The organism is Nocardia sp. NPDC050717 (genome assembly GCF_040654275.1).
Taxonomy (GTDB): Bacteria; Actinomycetota; Actinomycetes; order Mycobacteriales; family Mycobacteriaceae; genus Nocardia.
Window position 1 is genome coordinate 201500 of sequence record NZ_JBFAHR010000006.1, and the last position, 16954, is coordinate 218453.

At 68.0% G+C, this 16954-nt stretch carries 19 protein-coding genes and 1 pseudogene; 12 read left to right on the forward strand and 8 right to left on the reverse strand.

Annotated features, from left to right (window positions below):
- Nucleotides 1-13 precede the first annotated feature (13 nt).
- A complete protein-coding gene (locus tag AB0H56_RS15155; RefSeq protein WP_357162580.1) occupies nucleotides 14-1384 on the reverse strand; it encodes a hypothetical protein in 1371 nt (456 codons plus the stop codon).
- Between the two features lie 133 nt (nucleotides 1385-1517).
- Between AB0H56_RS15155 and rpsF the strand changes: the two genes are divergently transcribed.
- The 5 genes from rpsF to AB0H56_RS15180 all read left to right on the forward strand — a co-directional run bounded on the left by rpsF (nucleotide 1518) and on the right by AB0H56_RS15180 (nucleotide 6900).
- A complete protein-coding gene (rpsF, locus tag AB0H56_RS15160; protein ID WP_357162583.1) occupies nucleotides 1518-1805 on the forward strand; it encodes a 30S ribosomal protein S6 in 288 nt (95 codons plus the stop codon).
- A gap of 99 nt (nucleotides 1806-1904) precedes the next feature.
- Complete coding sequence (locus tag AB0H56_RS15165) at nucleotides 1905-2462, forward strand: single-stranded DNA-binding protein (protein ID WP_110037832.1); 558 nt, start codon at nucleotides 1905-1907, stop codon at nucleotides 2460-2462.
- A gap of 31 nt (nucleotides 2463-2493) precedes the next feature.
- Nucleotides 2494-2745, forward strand: coding sequence for a 30S ribosomal protein S18 (rpsR, locus tag AB0H56_RS15170; RefSeq protein WP_232995826.1), 252 nt, complete (start codon nucleotides 2494-2496; stop codon nucleotides 2743-2745).
- Nucleotides 2746-2762: 17 nt separating this feature from the next.
- A complete protein-coding gene (rplI, locus tag AB0H56_RS15175) occupies nucleotides 2763-3215 on the forward strand; it encodes a 50S ribosomal protein L9 (RefSeq protein WP_019050002.1) in 453 nt (150 codons plus the stop codon).
- A 589-nt stretch (nucleotides 3216-3804) separates the two neighbouring features.
- Nucleotides 3805-6900 carry a replicative DNA helicase gene (locus tag AB0H56_RS15180; RefSeq protein ID WP_357162588.1) on the forward strand — a complete coding sequence of 1032 codons (3096 nt, stop codon included), beginning with the start codon at nucleotides 3805-3807 and terminating at the stop codon, nucleotides 6898-6900.
- On the opposite strand, the gene AB0H56_RS15185 is transcribed toward AB0H56_RS15180, so the two are convergent.
- From AB0H56_RS15185 to AB0H56_RS15195, 3 genes are all read right to left on the reverse strand, one after another.
- Nucleotides 6901-7125 carry a hypothetical protein gene (locus tag AB0H56_RS15185; RefSeq protein ID WP_357162591.1) on the reverse strand — a complete coding sequence of 75 codons (225 nt, stop codon included), beginning with the start codon at nucleotides 7123-7125 and terminating at the stop codon, nucleotides 6901-6903.
- 295 nt (nucleotides 7126-7420) lie between these two features.
- A complete protein-coding gene (locus tag AB0H56_RS15190; protein ID WP_357162594.1) occupies nucleotides 7421-7723 on the reverse strand; it encodes a MarR family winged helix-turn-helix transcriptional regulator in 303 nt (100 codons plus the stop codon).
- Nucleotides 7724-7765: 42 nt separating this feature from the next.
- Complete coding sequence (locus AB0H56_RS15195) at nucleotides 7766-8140, reverse strand: MerR family transcriptional regulator (protein ID WP_357162597.1); 375 nt, start codon at nucleotides 8138-8140, stop codon at nucleotides 7766-7768.
- 329 nt (nucleotides 8141-8469) lie between these two features.
- Here AB0H56_RS15195 and AB0H56_RS15200 point away from each other — a divergent pair, with 329 nt between their 5' ends.
- Nucleotides 8470-8889 (forward strand): ATP-binding protein, encoded by a 420-nt coding sequence (locus AB0H56_RS15200; RefSeq protein WP_357162599.1) that lies wholly within the window; start codon nucleotides 8470-8472, stop codon nucleotides 8887-8889.
- 30 nt (nucleotides 8890-8919) lie between these two features.
- Here AB0H56_RS15200 and AB0H56_RS15205 read toward each other — a convergent pair whose 3' ends face one another.
- Nucleotides 8920-9480 carry a TetR/AcrR family transcriptional regulator gene (locus tag AB0H56_RS15205; RefSeq protein WP_357162601.1) on the reverse strand — a complete coding sequence of 187 codons (561 nt, stop codon included), beginning with the start codon at nucleotides 9478-9480 and terminating at the stop codon, nucleotides 8920-8922.
- Nucleotides 9481-9540: 60 nt separating this feature from the next.
- On the opposite strand from AB0H56_RS15205, the gene AB0H56_RS15210 reads away from it, so the two are divergent.
- The 3 genes from AB0H56_RS15210 to AB0H56_RS15220 are packed head-to-tail and all read left to right on the forward strand — an operon-like array spanning nucleotide 9541 to nucleotide 13167.
- On the forward strand, nucleotides 9541-10311 hold the full coding sequence (locus AB0H56_RS15210) for an ABC transporter ATP-binding protein (RefSeq protein WP_357162604.1): 771 nt from the start codon (nucleotides 9541-9543) through the stop codon (nucleotides 10309-10311).
- Complete coding sequence (locus tag AB0H56_RS15215; RefSeq protein WP_357162607.1) at nucleotides 10311-11627, forward strand: FtsX-like permease family protein; 1317 nt, start codon at nucleotides 10311-10313, stop codon at nucleotides 11625-11627. Before AB0H56_RS15210 ends, AB0H56_RS15215 begins: the two co-directional genes overlap by 1 nt.
- A gap of 40 nt (nucleotides 11628-11667) precedes the next feature.
- Nucleotides 11668-13167 (forward strand): carboxylesterase family protein, encoded by a 1500-nt coding sequence (locus AB0H56_RS15220; RefSeq protein ID WP_357162610.1) that lies wholly within the window; start codon nucleotides 11668-11670, stop codon nucleotides 13165-13167.
- A gap of 22 nt (nucleotides 13168-13189) precedes the next feature.
- On the opposite strand, the gene AB0H56_RS15225 is transcribed toward AB0H56_RS15220, so the two are convergent.
- Entirely contained in the window at nucleotides 13190-13570 is a 381-nt protein-coding gene (locus AB0H56_RS15225; RefSeq protein WP_357162613.1) for a Rid family hydrolase, read from the reverse strand.
- Between the two features lie 19 nt (nucleotides 13571-13589).
- On the opposite strand from AB0H56_RS15225, the pseudogene AB0H56_RS15230 reads away from it, so the two are divergent.
- The 3 genes and pseudogenes from AB0H56_RS15230 to AB0H56_RS15240 all read left to right on the forward strand — a co-directional run.
- Nucleotides 13590-13790: pseudogene (locus AB0H56_RS15230) on the forward strand (helix-turn-helix domain-containing protein); the annotation flags it as partial.
- Nucleotides 13791-13821: 31 nt separating this feature from the next.
- Nucleotides 13822-13977 (forward strand): hypothetical protein, encoded by a 156-nt coding sequence (locus AB0H56_RS15235; protein WP_357162935.1) that lies wholly within the window; start codon nucleotides 13822-13824, stop codon nucleotides 13975-13977.
- A 104-nt stretch (nucleotides 13978-14081) separates the two neighbouring features.
- Nucleotides 14082-14900, forward strand: a complete 819-nt coding sequence (locus tag AB0H56_RS15240) for an alpha/beta hydrolase (RefSeq protein ID WP_357162616.1) — start codon at nucleotides 14082-14084, stop codon at nucleotides 14898-14900.
- Between the two features lie 6 nt (nucleotides 14901-14906).
- Here AB0H56_RS15240 and AB0H56_RS15245 read toward each other — a convergent pair whose 3' ends face one another.
- Together AB0H56_RS15245 and AB0H56_RS15250 are read right to left on the reverse strand one after the other, a co-directional pair.
- Entirely contained in the window at nucleotides 14907-15677 is a 771-nt protein-coding gene (locus AB0H56_RS15245; RefSeq protein WP_357162619.1) for a methyltransferase domain-containing protein, read from the reverse strand.
- 3 nt (nucleotides 15678-15680) lie between these two features.
- The gene (locus AB0H56_RS15250; RefSeq protein ID WP_357162622.1) at nucleotides 15681-16922 is read right to left on the reverse strand and encodes a serine hydrolase domain-containing protein; all 1242 of its coding nucleotides are present in this window, start codon (nucleotides 16920-16922) and stop codon (nucleotides 15681-15683) included.
- Nucleotides 16923-16954: the final 32 nt, after the last annotated feature.

Sequence of the window (16954 nt, forward strand, 5' to 3'; positions counted from 1 at the left end):
CGCTGTCGTTTCGTTAGGCCACCGGTTGCGGCAGCCGCTTCGGCGCCGGCCGTGTTGTCGCGCCGCGTGTTCCGGCCCGGATGAACAGGAAGAACAGGACGCACAGCAGCGCCGAGCGCGTCCACACCCCGAACTGGACTACCCCCTCCAGCAGGTCGTAGTCCTCGCCGGCGCCCATCGCGGCGAAGTACCGGAACACGCCGATCCCGACCGCCGCGTCGGCCACCAGATAGGCCGCGACCAGCGACCACGGCACCTCCAGCAGCACCAGGAACGGAATTATCCACAGGGTGTACTGGGGTGAGTGCACCTTGTGAAAAAGCATGAACCCGCACAGCATCGCGCCGCTCACACCCACCCACGGGAACGCCGACGTGGGAGTCCAGCGGCGGTAGCCGAGCCACATGGCCAGCGCGAACGAAGCCAGGATCAGGGTGGGCGAGGCGGCGGCGACCATGTCGTGCCAGTCGTTCGAGGTCTCGGCGGCGCGGCCGAAGATCAGCTGATGCCCCCAGTACCAGATCGAATTGGTGGTGATGTCGGCCTGGCGCAGCTGCTGGAAGACGATCGAGGCCCGCCACCCCTCCAGCCCGGCCAGCACGAACGGCAGGTTCACCGCGGCGACCGTGCCCATCGCCGCGAGCACGGTCTGGGCCGCGCCCGCGATGTCGAGTTCGCCCAGCCGTCGCCCTTCGCGCGGGCGCCCCTCGGTGAGCACGTACAGCGCCAGCGGGAGCACGAAGATGCCCGGATAGATCTTGAAACAGAAGCCGATCGCGAGCAGCACCGCGGCGATGATCCCGCGGGTGCGCACCGTCAGGCCGGTCAGCGCGGTCATCACGTAGACCGCGCCCACCGCCGCGCACACCACCGGCAGTTCCCAGTTGTGGAAGGCATAGAGCACCAGCGGCGGCCCGATCGCCCACAGCAGGGCCGCCGGACCGGCCATCCTGGCCAGCATCCACGCCGTGAGCAGGGCGAACGGGGTGAGCAGCAGCGCGGAGCGCCACAGGAAGTCGGCGTCGTTGTCGACCCCGATCGCCGCCGCCCACATCAGCAGGCCGCTGAGCACCGGGTACTCCACCGCGCCGCCGACGAGTGCGCCCTCCTCGGTGATCCCGCCGTTCACGTACGGGAACACGTGGTTGTCGATCTCGCGGCCGCTCCAGAGGAACTGGATATCGGAATAGCAGACGTCGGCGTCCTTGCGGATGTCGAACACCAGGCTGCGGCCGATGTCGTCGATCGCGCCGCCCGCGCAGCGCGCCTTGTTGGCATAGGCCAGCGCGAGGGTGAGGCCGCACAGCAGCACGATCAGGAACGTCAGCGCCGAGGCCGTCGCCACGCCGCGGGTTGCCCGCTGCGACGTGTCGGCCTTGGTCATGGCGACCACAGTATTCGATCGATTTCGCTGCTCACGACCCGCTCATGTAGCCTTGTCGGGTTGCTGACGCAACGAACCCTCCTGCCATGGAAAGTCCATGGCCGTTTCCTAGTCCACAGGAGGTGATTGGTCCGTGCGTCAATATGAAGTGATGGTCATCCTCGACCCCAGCCTGGACGAGCGCATCGTCGGGCAGTCCCTGGATTCCCTGCTCAACGTCGTCAAGACCGAGGGCGGCAAGGTCGACAAGGTCGACATCTGGGGCCGCCGCCGGCTCGCCTACGAGATCCGCAAGCAGGCCGAAGGCATCTACGCGGTCGTCGAACTGACCGCGACCCCGGCCACCGTGAGCGAGCTCGATCGCCAGCTGGGCCTGAACGAGACGGTGCTGCGCACCAAGGTTCTGCGCAACGACAAGTAGTCCGCACCCTCTTCTCGAATTCCGTGTCAGAGCCTAGCTTTAGGCTCGAGCACGAAATCCCGAGACGCGGACTGCACCCCCGAGCAGGAGGAACCCCACATGGCAGGCGACACGGTCATCACCGTCATCGGAAACTTGACGGCAGACCCGGAGCTTCGTTTCACGCCCGCGGGCGCAGCGGTGGCGAATTTCACCGTCGCTTCGACTCCCCGCGTATTCGATCGCAACACGAACGAATGGAAAGACGGCGAGGCCCTGTTCCTGCGCTGCAACATCTGGCGTGAAGCAGCGGAGAACGTCGCCGAGAGCCTGACCCGAGGCGCTCGCGTCATCGTGAGCGGACGGCTCAAGCAGCGCTCCTACGAAACCCGCGAGGGCGAGAAGCGCACGGTCGTCGAACTCGAGGTCGACGAGGTCGGCCCCTCGCTGCGCTATGCGACGGCGAAGGTCTCCAAGGCCGGTCGCGGCGGCGGAGGCGGCGGCTTCGGTGGTGGTTCCGGTAACGCCGGTGGTGGTAGCGCAGGCGGCTACAACGCCAACAGTGGCGGCGGACAGTCGGGCGGCGGCAACGCCGGCAACGACGATCCGTGGGGTAGCGCGCCCGCGGCCGGCTCCTTCGGGGGCGGCGGCCGCATGGATGACGAACCGCCGTTCTGAGGAACGGCACTCATAGTACGGAGAGAAAACCATGCCTAAAGCGCCCGCGCGCGAAAAGGTGCTGAAGAAGAAGGCTTGCACTTTCTGCAAGGAGAGCAAGTCCGGCATCGTTGCCATCGATTACAAGGACACCACGCTGCTGCGTAAGTACGTCAGCGACCGCGGCAAGATCCGCGCTCGCCGCGTCACCGGCAACTGCGTGCAGCACCAGCGTGACATCGCTGTGGCCGTCAAGAACTCGCGTGAGGTGGCGCTGCTGCCTTACGTGTCGACCGCTCGCTGAGAAAGGGAGTCAGACAGATGAAGCTCATCCTCACCGCTGATGTCGACAACCTCGGTGCTCCGGGCGATCTCGTCGAGGTCAAGGACGGCTACGGCCGCAACTACCTGCTGCCCCGCGGCCTGGCCATCGTGGCCACCCGTGGCGCCCAGAAGCAGGTCGAGGGCATCCGCCGCGCCCAGGACGCCCGCAAGGTGCGCGACCTGGACCACGCCAACGAGCTGAAGCAGGCCATCGAGGGCCTGGAGTCGGTGTCGCTGGCCGTGAAGACCGCCGACAGCGGCAAGCTGTTCGGTTCGGTCACCACCGCCGACGTGGCCGGTGCCATCAAGGCCGCCGGTGGCCCCGTGGTGGACAAGCGCAGCATCGAGCTGCCGAAGTCGCACATCAAGGCGACCGGCAAGCACGGCATCGTGGTGCACCTGCACCCCGACGTGGCTGCCAAGTTCAACCTCGAGGTTGCCGCGAACTGAGTTCGCTGAGAACCACCCCCATGTTCCGCATGGGGGTGGTTTCTCATTGCCTTTTTCGGGCGCGAATCGCGATAGCTGCTCGGTAACCGGCGATCTTTCCCGCGCAGGTCGGAGGTAGCGGCCGATGGTCGGCAACTCGCTGACCTCCCGTTATTCAGCCTGTGGATGATTGCCGAAACCAACCGGCAGATTTGTGACTCCGGTCATAGCATGCACCTCCGCTGTTTACCCAACACGCCCGGCTGTTCACCTTGACCGACACGCCGAAACTTCTTTCATCCACAGGCGCCAAGTTGGGTAAAACGGGCGCTAGCAGGGCGTTCCATCGCACTGACCTGGGTTTTCCCCACGTTTTCCACAGAAGCTGCACAACACTGGGTGAACTACCCCCAAGTTATCCACAGTTGTGTGCACATATCGGGTTGGCGCCGCCCGAAATCGTCGCCTAGGTTCGTCGCATCGCCCTGCGCACGGCCCCGGGAAGCGCGCAGGCAACCGATAGCTGACATTCGTGTCGGTGCCCGGGAGTACAACGAGTTCATCGATGTGAAACCCCCGGTTCTGCGGGCAGAGAGGACGGTCGATTCTGGTGACTACCACCGGTGACCGCGCGCATACCGACTTTCCGCCCGAGCCGCCCGGCGAGGACTTCGGGCGTCAGCCCCCGCACGATATGGCCGCCGAACAGTCGGTCCTCGGCGGCATGCTGCTCAGCAAGGACGCCATCGCCGACGTGGTCGAGGTGCTGCGTCCCGGCGACTTCTACCGACCCGCCCACCAGGCCGTCTACGACACGATCCTCGACCTGTACGGCCGCGGCGAGCCCGCCGACCCCGTCACCGTCGCCGCCGGTCTCGACCGCCGCGGCGAGCTCAAGCGCATCGGCGGCGCCCCCTACCTGGTGACCCTCACCCAGACCGTCCCCACCGCCGCCAACGCCGGCTTCTACGCCGAGATCGTCGCCGAGAAGGCCATCCTGCGCCGCCTCGTCGAAGCGGGCACCCGCATCGTCCAGTTCGGCTACGCGGGCGCCGACGGCCAGGACATCGCCGAGGTCGTCGACCGCGCCCAGGCCGAGGTCTACGAGGTCACCGAACGCCGCACCACCGAAGACTTCATGCCGCTGGAAGAACTCCTCCAGCCCACCATGGACGAGATCGACTCCATCGCCTCCCGCGGCGGCATCTCCCTCGGCGTCCCCACCGGCTTCACCGAACTCGACGAACTGACCAACGGCCTCCACCCGGGCCAGATGATCATCGTCGCGGCCCGCCCTGGTGTGGGTAAGGCGCTCGCGTTGGACACCCCCCTGCCGACGCCACGTGGCTGGACAACGATGGGTGAGGTCGCGGTGGGTGACGAACTGCTAGGTCCCGACGGACGCGCGACGCGCATCGTCGCGACGACCGAAGTGATGTCCGACCGTCCCTGCTACGAGGTCGAGTTCTCCGACGGCACGGTGATCATCGCCGACGAGGAACACCAGTGGACGACACTGGCACCCACGCTGGCACCCCATCCGGCGGTTCGGACGACAGGCGAGATCGCGCACAGTCTGCGCACCCCTCGCGACAACTACACCCACGCCGTACCGAGCACCGCCCGTTCCAGGGCCCGCCAGATCGTCGACGTTCGCAAGATCGACCCGCTGCCGGTTCGTTGCGTCGAGGTCGACAATGCCGACCACATGTACCTCGCCGGCCGCTCGCTGGTGCCGACACACAATTCGACGCTCGGCATGGATTTCATGCGCAGTTGCTCGATCAAGCACGGACTTGCCAGCGTCATCTTCTCGCTCGAGATGAGCCGGACCGAGATCGTCATGCGTCTGCTGTCGGCGGAGGCGAAGATCAAGCTCGGTGACATGCGTTCCGGTCGGATGAGTGACGACGACTGGACCAAGCTGGCACGTCGTATGAGTGAGATCAGCGAGGCGCCGCTGTTCGTCGATGATTCGCCGAACCTGACCATGATGGAGATCAGGGCGAAGGCGCGGCGGCTCAAGCAGCGTCACGATCTGAAACTCGTGGTTGTCGACTACCTCCAGCTGATGACCTCCGGAAAGAAGGTCGAATCACGTCAGCAGGAAGTCTCGGATTTCTCGCGAAATCTGAAACTACTCGCCAAGGAACTCGAAGTTCCGGTGATCGCGATCTCCCAGCTGAACCGTGGTCCCGAGCAACGAACCGATAAGCGGCCGATGGTCTCCGACCTTCGCGAATCAGGCTGCATGCCGGCGTCGACCCGTATCTTGCGCGCCGACACCGGAGCGGAAGTAACCCTGGGTGAGTTGTTGTCCAGCGGAGAACAGCCGCTCGTGTGGTCGCTCGACGAACGCATGCGGATGGTCGCCCGCCCGATGGTGAAGGTTTTCCCCAGCGGGCGCAAAGAGGTGTTCCGGCTCCGCCTGGCATCCGGTCGTGAGGTCGAAGCCACCGGCAACCACCCATTCCTCACCGTGGACGGCTGGATCGCGCTCGACCAGCTGAAAGCTGGTGATCGGCTCGCGACGCCACGGCTGGTCCCCGAGCCCGTACACACGACCCGCCTTCCCGAGGCGGAAATCGTGATGCTCGCGCACATGATCGGGGACGGCTCCTGCGTCAAGCGACAGCCGGTCCGTTATGCCAGTGTCGACGAGGAGAACCTCGCCGCCGTCAGCAGCGCTGCTGAGCACTTCGGCGTCACGGCGGTCCGTGACGAGTACGCGGCTGCGCGAGTCACCACGCTGCGACTGCCTGCGCCCTATCGGCTCACCCACGGCAAACCGAACCCGATCGCGGCGTGGCTCGACTCGCTCGGTCTGTTCGGTCTCCGCAGCTACGAGAAGTTCATCCCCGAACCGGTATTCGCGCTGCCGAACGACCAAGTCGCGCTGTTTCTGCGTCATCTGTGGGCGACAGATGGGTCGGTGCGCTGGGACGCCAAAGCCGGGCAGGCCCGCGTGTACTACGCGTCGACGAGCCGTCGTCTCGTCGACGACGTGAACCAATTGCTGCTGCGCCTCGGTGTTCATGGTCGCATCAAGACCGTTCGGAAGGGCGATTACCGTCCGTGCTTCCACCTGAGGATCGACGGTGGCGAGAACCAGACGAAGTTCCTGCGCGATGTCGGCGTACACGGCGCCCGGGGCTTGTCCGCAGAGGCCGCGCTCGCCGAATTGGCACCGATGACTCGGAATACGAACGTCGACACCGTCCCGAGCGAGGTGTGGAACCGTGTCCGAACGCTGCTCGCCGACAAGGAGATGACGCACCGCGAGTTCTCCGCGGCAATGGGCTCTCGCTTCTGCGGCAGCACGATGTGGAAGCGGTCGCCCAGTCGCTCCCGACTGGCCCGTGTCGCGGCCGTCCTCGACGACGCCGACATCGACATGCTTGCCACGAACGATGTCTTCTGGGACAAGATCGTCGAAATCACCAGCCTCGGCGAACAGGATGTCTACGACGGAACCGTCCCCGGCACGCACAACTTCGTGGCGCAGGGCATTTCAGCTCACAACAGCCTCGAGCAGGACGCCGATATGGTCATTCTGCTGCATCGTCCTGACGCGTTCGAGCGCGATGATCCCCGCGGCGGCGAGGCCGACCTCATCGTCGGCAAGCACCGTAACGGCCCCACCGCCACGATCACCGTCGCCCACCAGCTGCACCTGAGCCGCTTCGTGGACATGGCCAGGGGCTGATCACGGGATCGTCGTCTCGATGAACTGCTCCAGCAGGGTGTTGTATACGGCGGGCTGTTCCAGGTTGGGGAAGTGCCCGGCCCCGTCGATCGTGGTTCGACGTCCGTGTGGCACCACCGCGAGCAGGTTGTCCACGGTCGCGGTGAGTTCGGGGGAGTCGAGAGCTCCGTCGACGGCGAGCACCGGCACCGAGATCAGCCGTGCGCGCGAGGTGACATCCGGCACTGGAACGGTGAAATCCTGTTCGGAGGCTGTGTGTTTCGCCAGGGTGCGGGCGGCCGATCGGCGCAGGTCGCACAGCAGGCCGCTGTCGAGATCGGCTGCTCGGCGGTAGGGGCCGATCGCCCATCGCGTGAAGGCATCCAGCCAGGCGTTCAGGTCGCCCCGCGCTGGCCGTCGAACATTCCGGAGTCCACGAAGGCGGCGTGCAACAGGATCACCGGGCGCCCTCCGCCCCCGGTGTCCCGGTAGGCCAGGACGCCGTCGGTGGTCTCGCATCGATATGTCTGACAGTGATTCATCATGCTTCCTGGTCCATCTCCACGGCGGCGAAGGGCTCGCGCAAGTGATGCAGGACCTTCAGGCAGGTGTCGATGTCCGCGTCGGTGAGGTCGCCGCCGACGCCGCGCAGCACGGCCAGTTCGCGGTCGGTCACCGCGGTGATCGCCGCCCGCCCCTTCGGCGTCAGCGAGATGAGCGGGGAGCGTTGATGTTTCGGGTTGGGCAGGGTCTCCACCAGTTCCGCCGCCGCCGCCTCGTTGACCACGCGCTGGACGAACTGGCGGCTCAGCGCCTGGGTCCGCCCCATCTGCGGGACGGTCATCGGTCCGTGCTCGTTGTCAATCTGAACGGATGACATCGTGGCTCACTGGAGACCCACATCCTCAGCGTGGTCCTCGCGTTGGCCGAGGGTGCGTCGCAGTTCGGCGTTGATCCGCTGCGCCTCGGCGAGCTGGTCTTCGAGAACGACGATGCGGCAGGCCGCCTCGAGGCCGGTGCCGGTATCGACGAGTTCGCGCACGCGGGCGGCGATGCGCAGCTGGTAGCGCGAGTAGCGGCGATGCCCGCCCGTGGAACGTTGCGGGGTCAGCAGTCGCGCGGCGTCGAGGCCTCGCAGGAACGCCGGGGTGACGCCGAGGATTTCCGCCGCCCGCCCCATCGAGTAGGCGGGGTAGGTGTCGTCGTCGAATTTCTCCTCGGCGCTCGCGCGGTCAGCGGGGTGGGAGTTCGGTGGTTGCACGTGGCCTTTCGGGTCGACGCCGACAGGCCCCGGCGCTGTGCGCCGGGGCCTGGGATCTACGAAGAGTGGAAGAACTTCATTGCTTTCACCACATCCGATGCTTCCCGGGATGCGGAACCGATAAGTGACTACTCAGTGACCACCTCCTGGATTGCCGGGGTTCTTCACAGTCAATTTACAACGAGTCCACTGCAATGTCTACATTCGTCAATGCAGATTTTTGTATGCCATTGCATGCGTTTATCTCAGACCATGGCGGTGTTTCGGGGTGTTCGGGCCGGGTAACTCCGCAGCACGCGAGAAAACGACACGGACAGGGGTGATCGTCGATGGCGACTCCGGCACTCGATCGCGGAAATCCCCGTGACGACGCCGCCGGGGCGGATCTGGACCTGGATCTGGATGCGGTCGCGGCGGGATCGGCGCGGGCACGGGTACGCGAGCTACTCGGGGAACTGCCCCCGACCGTGGTGGCCGATGTGGTCCAGGTGATGGACGAGCTGGTCAGCAACGCCTGCCGGCACGGAGCCGCACCCCGGCGATGCCGTGTCCGGCTGTACCCGCGGCAGGTGCGGGTCGAAGTCGACGACACCGGTCCCGGGACGCCGCGGCCGCGGGCGCCGCAGGGCACCGGGGGGCGCGGACTGATCCTGGTCGACCGGCTGGCCACCGCGTGGGCCTGCACCGCCGGGCGCGGCCACAAGACCGTGTGGGCCGAGCTGGACCTCGAGCCCCGCGGCCTGACCTGACCATGCACTGACCGCCGAGCCGCGGCTACGTCACCGGACGGCGGTTCCCGTATCGGCCGCGACGATGCGGGCGGCGGTGGGGGCGTGGTCGGGGTCGGCCAGCCATTGGCTCGCGACGCCGACGAGCAGGGCGAAGTAGTGGGAGCCGACGGCGTCGACGGTGTCGGGGTCGGCGGTGTCGGGGTCGAGGCCGCCGAAGGCGTGGGCGAGGGAGCGGCGGGCGGCGCGCTGGCCTTCGGCGAGCATCGCCTGGATCTCCTCGTCGTCGCGGGCGGCGGAGACCGATTCGAAGTTCACGTACCAGAGGGCGCGGTGCTCGCGGATCGAGGCGACGATCCGTTCCCAGCGCACCTCGTTGCCGGCAGGCCCCGGCGGATCGTCGCCGATGGCGGCGAAGAGCACGTCGCCCCATTCGCGGTTGAGCTCGTGCAGCGTGTCGGTGAGCAGGCGCTCCTTCGAGCCGAAGTGGTAGTTGATCGACGCCTGGTTGGCCCCGGAAGCCTTGACCAGCTCGCGCACGGTCGTCTTGGCGTACCCCAGCGTGAGGAGGCAGTCGCGCGCTGCTTGCAGAAGCTTGTCTCGGTTGCCCATGCGGCTATAGTATAGATAAACGTTCGTTTACAACGATCGTTTACACGCGAAGGGAAAGCCATGCACACCACTACTTCGAGCCCGCCGGTGCTGCGCCTGCGTGGACTGCGCTGCGAATACCCCGGGGAGAGCGGATCGGTGCACGCGCTGCGTGGCGTCGACCTCGACGTGGCCGCGGGATCGTTCACCGCGATCATGGGCCCGTCGGGCTCCGGCAAGACGACGTTGCTGCACTGCGCCGCCGGGCTCCAGACGCCCACCTCCGGCCGCATCACCTTCGACGGGCAGCCGCTGGAGGCGATGGATCAGACCCAGCTGGCGAAGCTGCGCAGGCGCCGGATCGGCTTCGTCTTCCAGTCGTTCAATCTGCTGCCCGCGCTGTCGACGGTCGACAATGTCGAGCTGCCGGTGCGCCTGGACGGGCGACAGCCCGACCGGGACCGCACCCTGGCGCTGCTCGCCGGGGTCGGCCTGCGCGAGCGAGCCGGGCACCGGCCCGATCAGCTCTCCGGTGGCCAGCGTCAGCGGGTCGCGATCGCGAGGGCGCTGATCACCGACCCCGAGGTGGTGTTCGCGGACGAGCCGACCGGAGCGCTCGACATCCGCAGTGCCCGTGAGGTTCTCACGTTGCTGCGCGGCCTCGCTGATCAGGGGCAGACGATCATCATGGTCACCCACGACCCGATCGCGGCCTCCTATTCCGACGAGGTCCTTTTCCTCGCCGACGGCAGCCTGGTCGACCGGGTCGCGCGGCCCTCGGCGCGGGAGGTCGCGAATCGGATGGCCGTGCTGGTCGAGTCGGCCGAGCGGGCCGCGGAGGTGCGGTCGTGATGATCGGTCTGGTTCTGCGCTCGTTCGCGCACCATCGTGCGTCCGCGATCGCCACCGGCGTCGTGGCGGCGGCGGGGACAGCGCTGGTCACCGCCATGGCGGGCCTGCTTGGCACCGGTCTCGCCGCGGACATCTCGGCCGACGGCGATTTTCTGGTGCTGTTCCCGCTCATCCTCGGCGGGTGGGTGCTCGCGATCGTCCTGTTCGCGATGGTCTCCACGATCGGGGTGGCCATGCAGGGCCGGGCCGGCGAGATCGCGGGGCTGCGGCTCGTCGGCGCGACACCGTCGCAGGTGCGGCGGATGGTTGTCGCCGAGACCGCGGTGGTGGGACTCGTTGCGGTGTTGCCCGGCCTCGCCGTTGGGCAGTTGCTCGGTGCGGGACTGCTGGCGGGTATCCGCGCGGGCGGCCTCGTCGACGACTCGACCGGCTATTCGCCCGGCGTGCCGTTACCGCTGGTCGGGGCCGCGCTGATGCTCGCCGCGGGCATCGCCGCCGCCTGGATCGGCAGTCGCGCCGTCGCCTCGCGCAGCCCGGTCGAGGAGCCTGCGGCGCGAACGCGGGCGCGCGCGAACCGCGCTCGTCCGATCGCGGCGGCCGCGCTGCTCGTCGCCGGGCTCGCCTCCTCGTTCACCGTTCTCGCCATCGACGCGGCCGACATCTTGACGACCGCGCTCACCGGGCCAGGCTGCGTGCTCGTCGCGGTGGGGCTGAGTCTGCTCGCACCGGAGCTGATCGCGCTGGCGGAGTTCGCTTTCGGGAAGATCCCCGGCGTGCGCGGAGGTGCCGCCGGGCATCTCGCCGCCCTCAATCTCGCCGCCGCCCCGGAGCGGGTGCGTCCCGCGGTCACCTTCCTGACGCTGTTCATCGGTGTCGCCGCGGGCACCCTGTCCATGCAGGACATCGAGAATCAGTACGGGACGGTGGGCGGGGACGGGCAGCTCATGGCGGCGATCAACTATCTGGTGGTCGCCCTCATCGCGGCGTTCATGGCAATCGCCCTGTCCAACAACCTGATCGCCTCGATCGCCCGGCGCCGCACGGAATTCGCGACACTGCACCTGATCGGCGCCACCGGGGGCCAGTCGCGGCGCATGCTCATCGGGGAAGCGGCCGCGGCGGTCGCGGTGAGCGCCGTCGTCGGCAGCCTGGGCGCCTTCGCGAGTACGGCGCCGTTCGCGATCACCAAGACCGGCGACCCACTGGCCGCGCTGGCTCCGGTGCCGTACGCGCTCGTCATCGTCGCCGGCGCGGTCATCACCCTGAGCGTGACCACGCTGACGGGCGGCCGCGTGATCGCCGCGGCCGCGGCGTGATCGGCGTCCGCGGCGACCCCACCGCGGGCAAACTGGTTCGATGAGCCAGTTCACCGAGGTAGGCACGACCGCGGGAAGGGTGCGGGGCCGTTGGGAAGGCGGCCTAGCCGTCTTCCGCGGTATCCCGTACGCGGAACCACCGGCCGGGCCGCGCCGCTTCCTCGCACCCGTGGCGGCGCGTCCCTGGTCTGGCGTCCGCGACGCGCTGCGGTTCGGCCCGTCGGTTCCACAAGCGGGACAACGGGGTTCGGTGATGACGTCCACCACCGAGGTGCCTTCGGACGGATCGGCGCAGTGCCTGACGCTCAACGTCTGGACACCCGAGCTCGGGGCAGCAGCCGCCCTACCGGTGATGGTGTGGATCCAGGGCGGCACGTACCTCGAAAACCACACCGCGAACCCGCATTACGACGGTGCCCTGCTCGCCCGATCCGGTGTGGTGGTGGTGAGCATGAACTATCGGGTCGGCCTCGACGGGTTCGGCCACATCTCCGGAGCGCCGGACAATCGGGGAATTCTGGACCAGATCGCGGCCCTGCGATGGGTCGGGGACAACATCGCCGCGTTCGGCGGCGACCCCGGCAGGGTGACCGTCTTCGGTCAGTCCGCGGGCGGCGCCTGCGTCGCCGCGCTGCTCACGATGCCGACCGCGCGCGGACTGTTCGGGCGCGCGATCTGCCAGAGCATGCCGGGCACCTACTTCTCGCAGCGGCTCGCCGCCACCGTCACCGCGGCGATCGCCGACGAGCTCGGCGCGCGACCCGAGCTCGATGATCTGACGCGCCACACCCCCCGCGCGCTGACCGAGGCGACGGCTGCCGTGCTGACGAGGATGCCGCAGCGCGCGGATTCCTGGGGTCCCATGGCGTTGACGCCGACACCGTTCTCGCCGGTAGTCGACGGAATCGTGCTCCCGGACGCGCCGTGGCGCGCCCTGGCAGGCGGTGCCGCGCGCGGTATCGACCTGCTCGTCGGGCACACCCGTGACGAGTTCCGGCTCTACACCTCCCGGCCTGGCACCGAAACAGTCGACCCCTTCGACCATCTCCCGCCCGGCTCGGATCTTCGCGATGCCTACGCTGCGGCCTATCCCGACGCTTCCACCGCGCAGCGACGGGAAATCCTCAACGCGGACTGGCTGTTCCGCATGCCGAGCCTGCATCTGGCCGCGGCCGCTCATGTGGGCGGCGGGCGCGCGTGGCTGTATGAACTGCGCTGGAGTTTCAGCTCCGAACAGGGCGCCTCCCACTGCCTCGACTTCCTGCTCCTCTTCGGCACGCTCGGCGCCGACGAGATACGCCGCCACCGCGCCGCGCACCCGGGCGCCGCCGACGAGGTCGACGGCGTCTCCGGGGCAATGCGCGCCGACTGGGTGGAGTTCGCCACGACAGGCAACCCCGGCTGGGCTCCCTACACGCCGCGGGATCGCACCACCCGGGTCTACGACGCGACCGCCACCGCCCGGCCCTACCCGGAGGAACGTTCCAGGATCATCTGGAGCGCCCACCGGTTCGCCACATCGGACCTGCTGACCGAATAGACGGTCGCCGCGGTACGAGCGGCTAATCGAGGATCGCGTAAGCCTCGACCTCCACGAGGACGTCGGGTTCGAAGAGGTAGTCGACGCCGATGGCGGAAAGGGGCGGGAGCGGATCGGGGAGCGCGAGTTCCTCGGCCACTTGGTTGATGCCGTCGAGGAACTCCGGGTACTTGTCGGGGGTCCAGTTCGTGACGAAGAAGCGGAGGCGGGCGACGTCGGCGAAGGTCGCGCCGGCGCCGGCCAGGCCGCGCGCGGTGTTGCGGAGAGCGCACGCCAGTTGTCCGGCGAGGTCGCCCGGCGCGACCGGGGTGCCGTCGGCGTCGCGCGCGATCTGGCCCGCGACGTGCACGTGCCGGGCGCCGGTGCTGATCGAAACATGGTGGTACGGAACGGGACCGAACATTTTCGGTGGGGTCAAGAGCTGGTCGCTGCAGATCATGGAGGCGCTGTGCGATCAGCCGCTGCGGTTCAACGAGCTGCGCCGGGCGATCCCGGCGGTGACGCAGAAGTCGCTCACCACGGCGCTGCGCCGGCTCGAGCGCAACGGGATGGTCGAGCGGGTGGTCATCCAGACCCGTCCGATCGCCGTCGAGTACCGGATCTCGTCGGTCGGCCGCACCTTGCACCCATCCGGCAACGGGAGTCGCGTACTCGATGAACAAGGAGTTCGCGTTCAACCAGTTCCGGCGGGGAACGGCGCATCGCCTGCTGGAGCGCGCGCCCGTTGGCGCGGAGATGCCGCTGCTCGTGCGTGGCCGGGCGGCCGGCTACGACGTGCCGGAGCGGCCGCGATGGAGTGACATCTGGTGAGCGTGCGCCGTGTCAGCGCGGGCGTCAGGGGCGTGTCAGGTCCGTATCAGCGCGGGGCGTGAGAGTACTCGCATTCACCGAGTACGAACCGAGGAGTTGAGCGAATGTCCGCGCTGCACACCGCATCTGACCACACCACCTGGACCGGCACCGTCGCTGTGGACGACACCGCGCTTGCCGTCACCGACACCGGCGGCGACGGGGTGCCGGTGCTCTACCTCAACGGCCAGTTCGCGACCCAGGGCTACTGGCGCAAGACGATCGCCGAGCTCGGTCCCGGCTTCCGGCACATCACCTTCGACGAGCGGGCGCGTGGTCGCAAGTCCGGGACCTCGGCGGACTACTCGTTCGAGGCCGCCGTGCGCGACGTCGACGCGGTCCTCGCCGCCCGCGGGGTCGACCGGGCGCTGATCGTGGGCTGGTCCTACGGCGCCGTCGTCGGGGCGCACTGGGCGCGGCGGAACCCGGAGCGCGCGATCGGCGCTGTCCTCGTCGACGGCGCGTTCCCCTACGACTGGCTCGACGACGCGATGGAGCAGCGCATCCGCACGCTGTTCAAGCGGCTGAGCCCGATCATGCCGCTGCTGCGCCCGACCGGACTGGTCCCGCGCATGAACGCCGAGCAGCAGGCCGAGAGCAATATCGAGCTCGGCAAGCTGTCGCGGGAGAGCGCGCTCGGCCCGGTGCTCGACGCGATCACCGTGCCGGTGCGGTACGTGGTGGCCTCGGGCACCTCGTTCGGCAGCAAGAAGGACGAGCAGGAGAAGATCCGGAGCGGCCTTGACGCGGCCACCACCCGCAACCCGAACATCCGGATCGGCGCGAAGGTGCCGAGCAACCACGGCGCGATCCTGCGCAAGGACTTCCGCGCCATCGCCGCGTCGGTCCGCGAGGTCGCCGGGCTGGACCGGGCGGCCGGGTAGGTGGGCCTAGGCTGCCGCCAGCTCGGCCCGCAGTTGCAGGAAGCGGAACAGGCCGGGACGGCCGACGACGGTTTCGTAGCGGTCGACGACCTCGTCGACGAAGGCGGGCACCTCGGCGGCGGGCAGACGGGCGGTCCAGTCCGTGAAACCGACCGTGCACCAGCCGACGAAGGCGTCGCGGGAGCCGAAGTCCCAGTCCCGGTCGGTGACGGACTGTTCGGTGACCGCGAGGCCGGCGGGCGCCACGATCGCGGGCAGGGCAGCGGGGTCGATGTGGACGTACGGGCGGGAGAAGCCGGCGAACGCCGCCGACCAGCGGGGTTCGCCGGTGACCGCCGTCGCGACGTCCTCGACGCTCGGGCGCGTGCCGTCACAGACGTACTGCACGAGCACCCGGCCACCCGGCGCGAGCGCCGCGGCGATATCGCGATACGCGGTCTCTTGGTCGGTGACCCAGTGCAGGGCGTTGAAGGAGACGACGAGGTCGAATTCGGGCGGGAAGGTCATGGTCGTGACGTCGCCGACCTGGAAGCCGACGTTGGTGAGCTGGTCGTCGGCGGTGCGGGCGACCTCGATCATCCGCGGTGACGGGTCGAGGCCGAGCACGGATCCGCCGGGCACGCGGGCCGCGATCAGGCGCGTCACGTAGCCGTCGCCACAACCGATATCGAGCACCCGCTCCGAACCCGCCACCGACACCGACTCCATCGCGGCGGTGGCCATCGCGCGCTGGAGTCCGCTGATGTGGGCGTAACCCGCGCCGTCCCAATCGGCCATCGGCTACGACCCACCCTGCGGTGGGGCCTCGCGCTTGATCGGTGGCGCGTCGTCGGGCGCGAGGTACGCGCCGATCTTGCGGAACAGCGCGTCGCCGCCGTTGGAGTAGCCGCCCGAGGCACTGAACGCCTCGGGCAGATAGGTGACGGCCACCGCGATCGCGATCTTCTTCGACGGCAGATAGGCGTTGACCGCCGCGCAGCCGTAGAACAGCGGGTTCTGATACGACCAGTCGCCGGTGAGCCACAGGCCGAGCCCATAGGTCTGGAAATCGTCGAGCGGCCGGCAATTCACGCAGCCGGGGACCGCCGTCGTCTTCCCGCGCAGATCGGTGGTCGTCATCGCCCGATACGACTCCTCGGAGAGCAGTTCGCCACTGCCGATGGCGACGGCGCTGCGCTCCAGATCGCGAATGTCGCTGGTCTGGATGGCGCCGTGGCTCAGCGTCCACGACGGGTTCCAGTAGGTCGCCTCCTCGTAGAACGGGACGTCGGCGGCGAGGCCGAAGTACTCGCGGCGTTCGGAGGTGAAGGAGTGCAGCACCGGCTCGGGAATGTAGGGGGTCAGGTTCGGGGTGGTGTTCTTCAGGTCGAGTGGGTCGAGCACTTTCTCCTGGAGCGCGTCCGCGAGCGACTTGCCGGTGATCCGCTCGAGCGCCAGTCCGAGCAGCACGTAGTTGGTGTGCGCGTAGGCCCAGTTGGTTCCCGGTTCGAACCACAGCGGGTCGTCGATCGCGAGTGCCAGCTGGTCACGGGTGGTCCAGGCCTTGTACGGGTCGGCGTAGGCGATCTCGGCGAACTTCTCGTTACCCAGCACGAAATCGTGGTAGCCGGAGGTCATCTGGGCGAGTTGACGCAGATTCACGCGGTCGGCTTCGGGAATGTCGGGCAGGTATTTCGAGAGTTTGTCGTCGAGGCTCAATTTCCCCTCGTCGGCCAGGATCAGCAGCAGCGTCGAGACATAGGAGATGGCGACGGCACCGTTGCGGAAATGCATGTCGGTGGTGGCGGGAACGCCGGTCATGGATTCGCCACGCGCCTGCGTGACGATCTCCTCGCCGTCGATCGTCACGCGCACGATCACCGATTTCAGGTGCGCTTCGCGCATGTAGTCGTCGACGATCCGCATGATCGCGTCGGCGCGCGCCGGGTCTTCGTGGTTCTCGGCGCTGTCGTCCGAGGAACACGCCGCGGCCAGGAGCCCGAGCGTGCAGAGCAATGCCAGAACATTCCGGGAAACGGACATCGGTCACCTTCTTGGATACCAACTCGAACAGG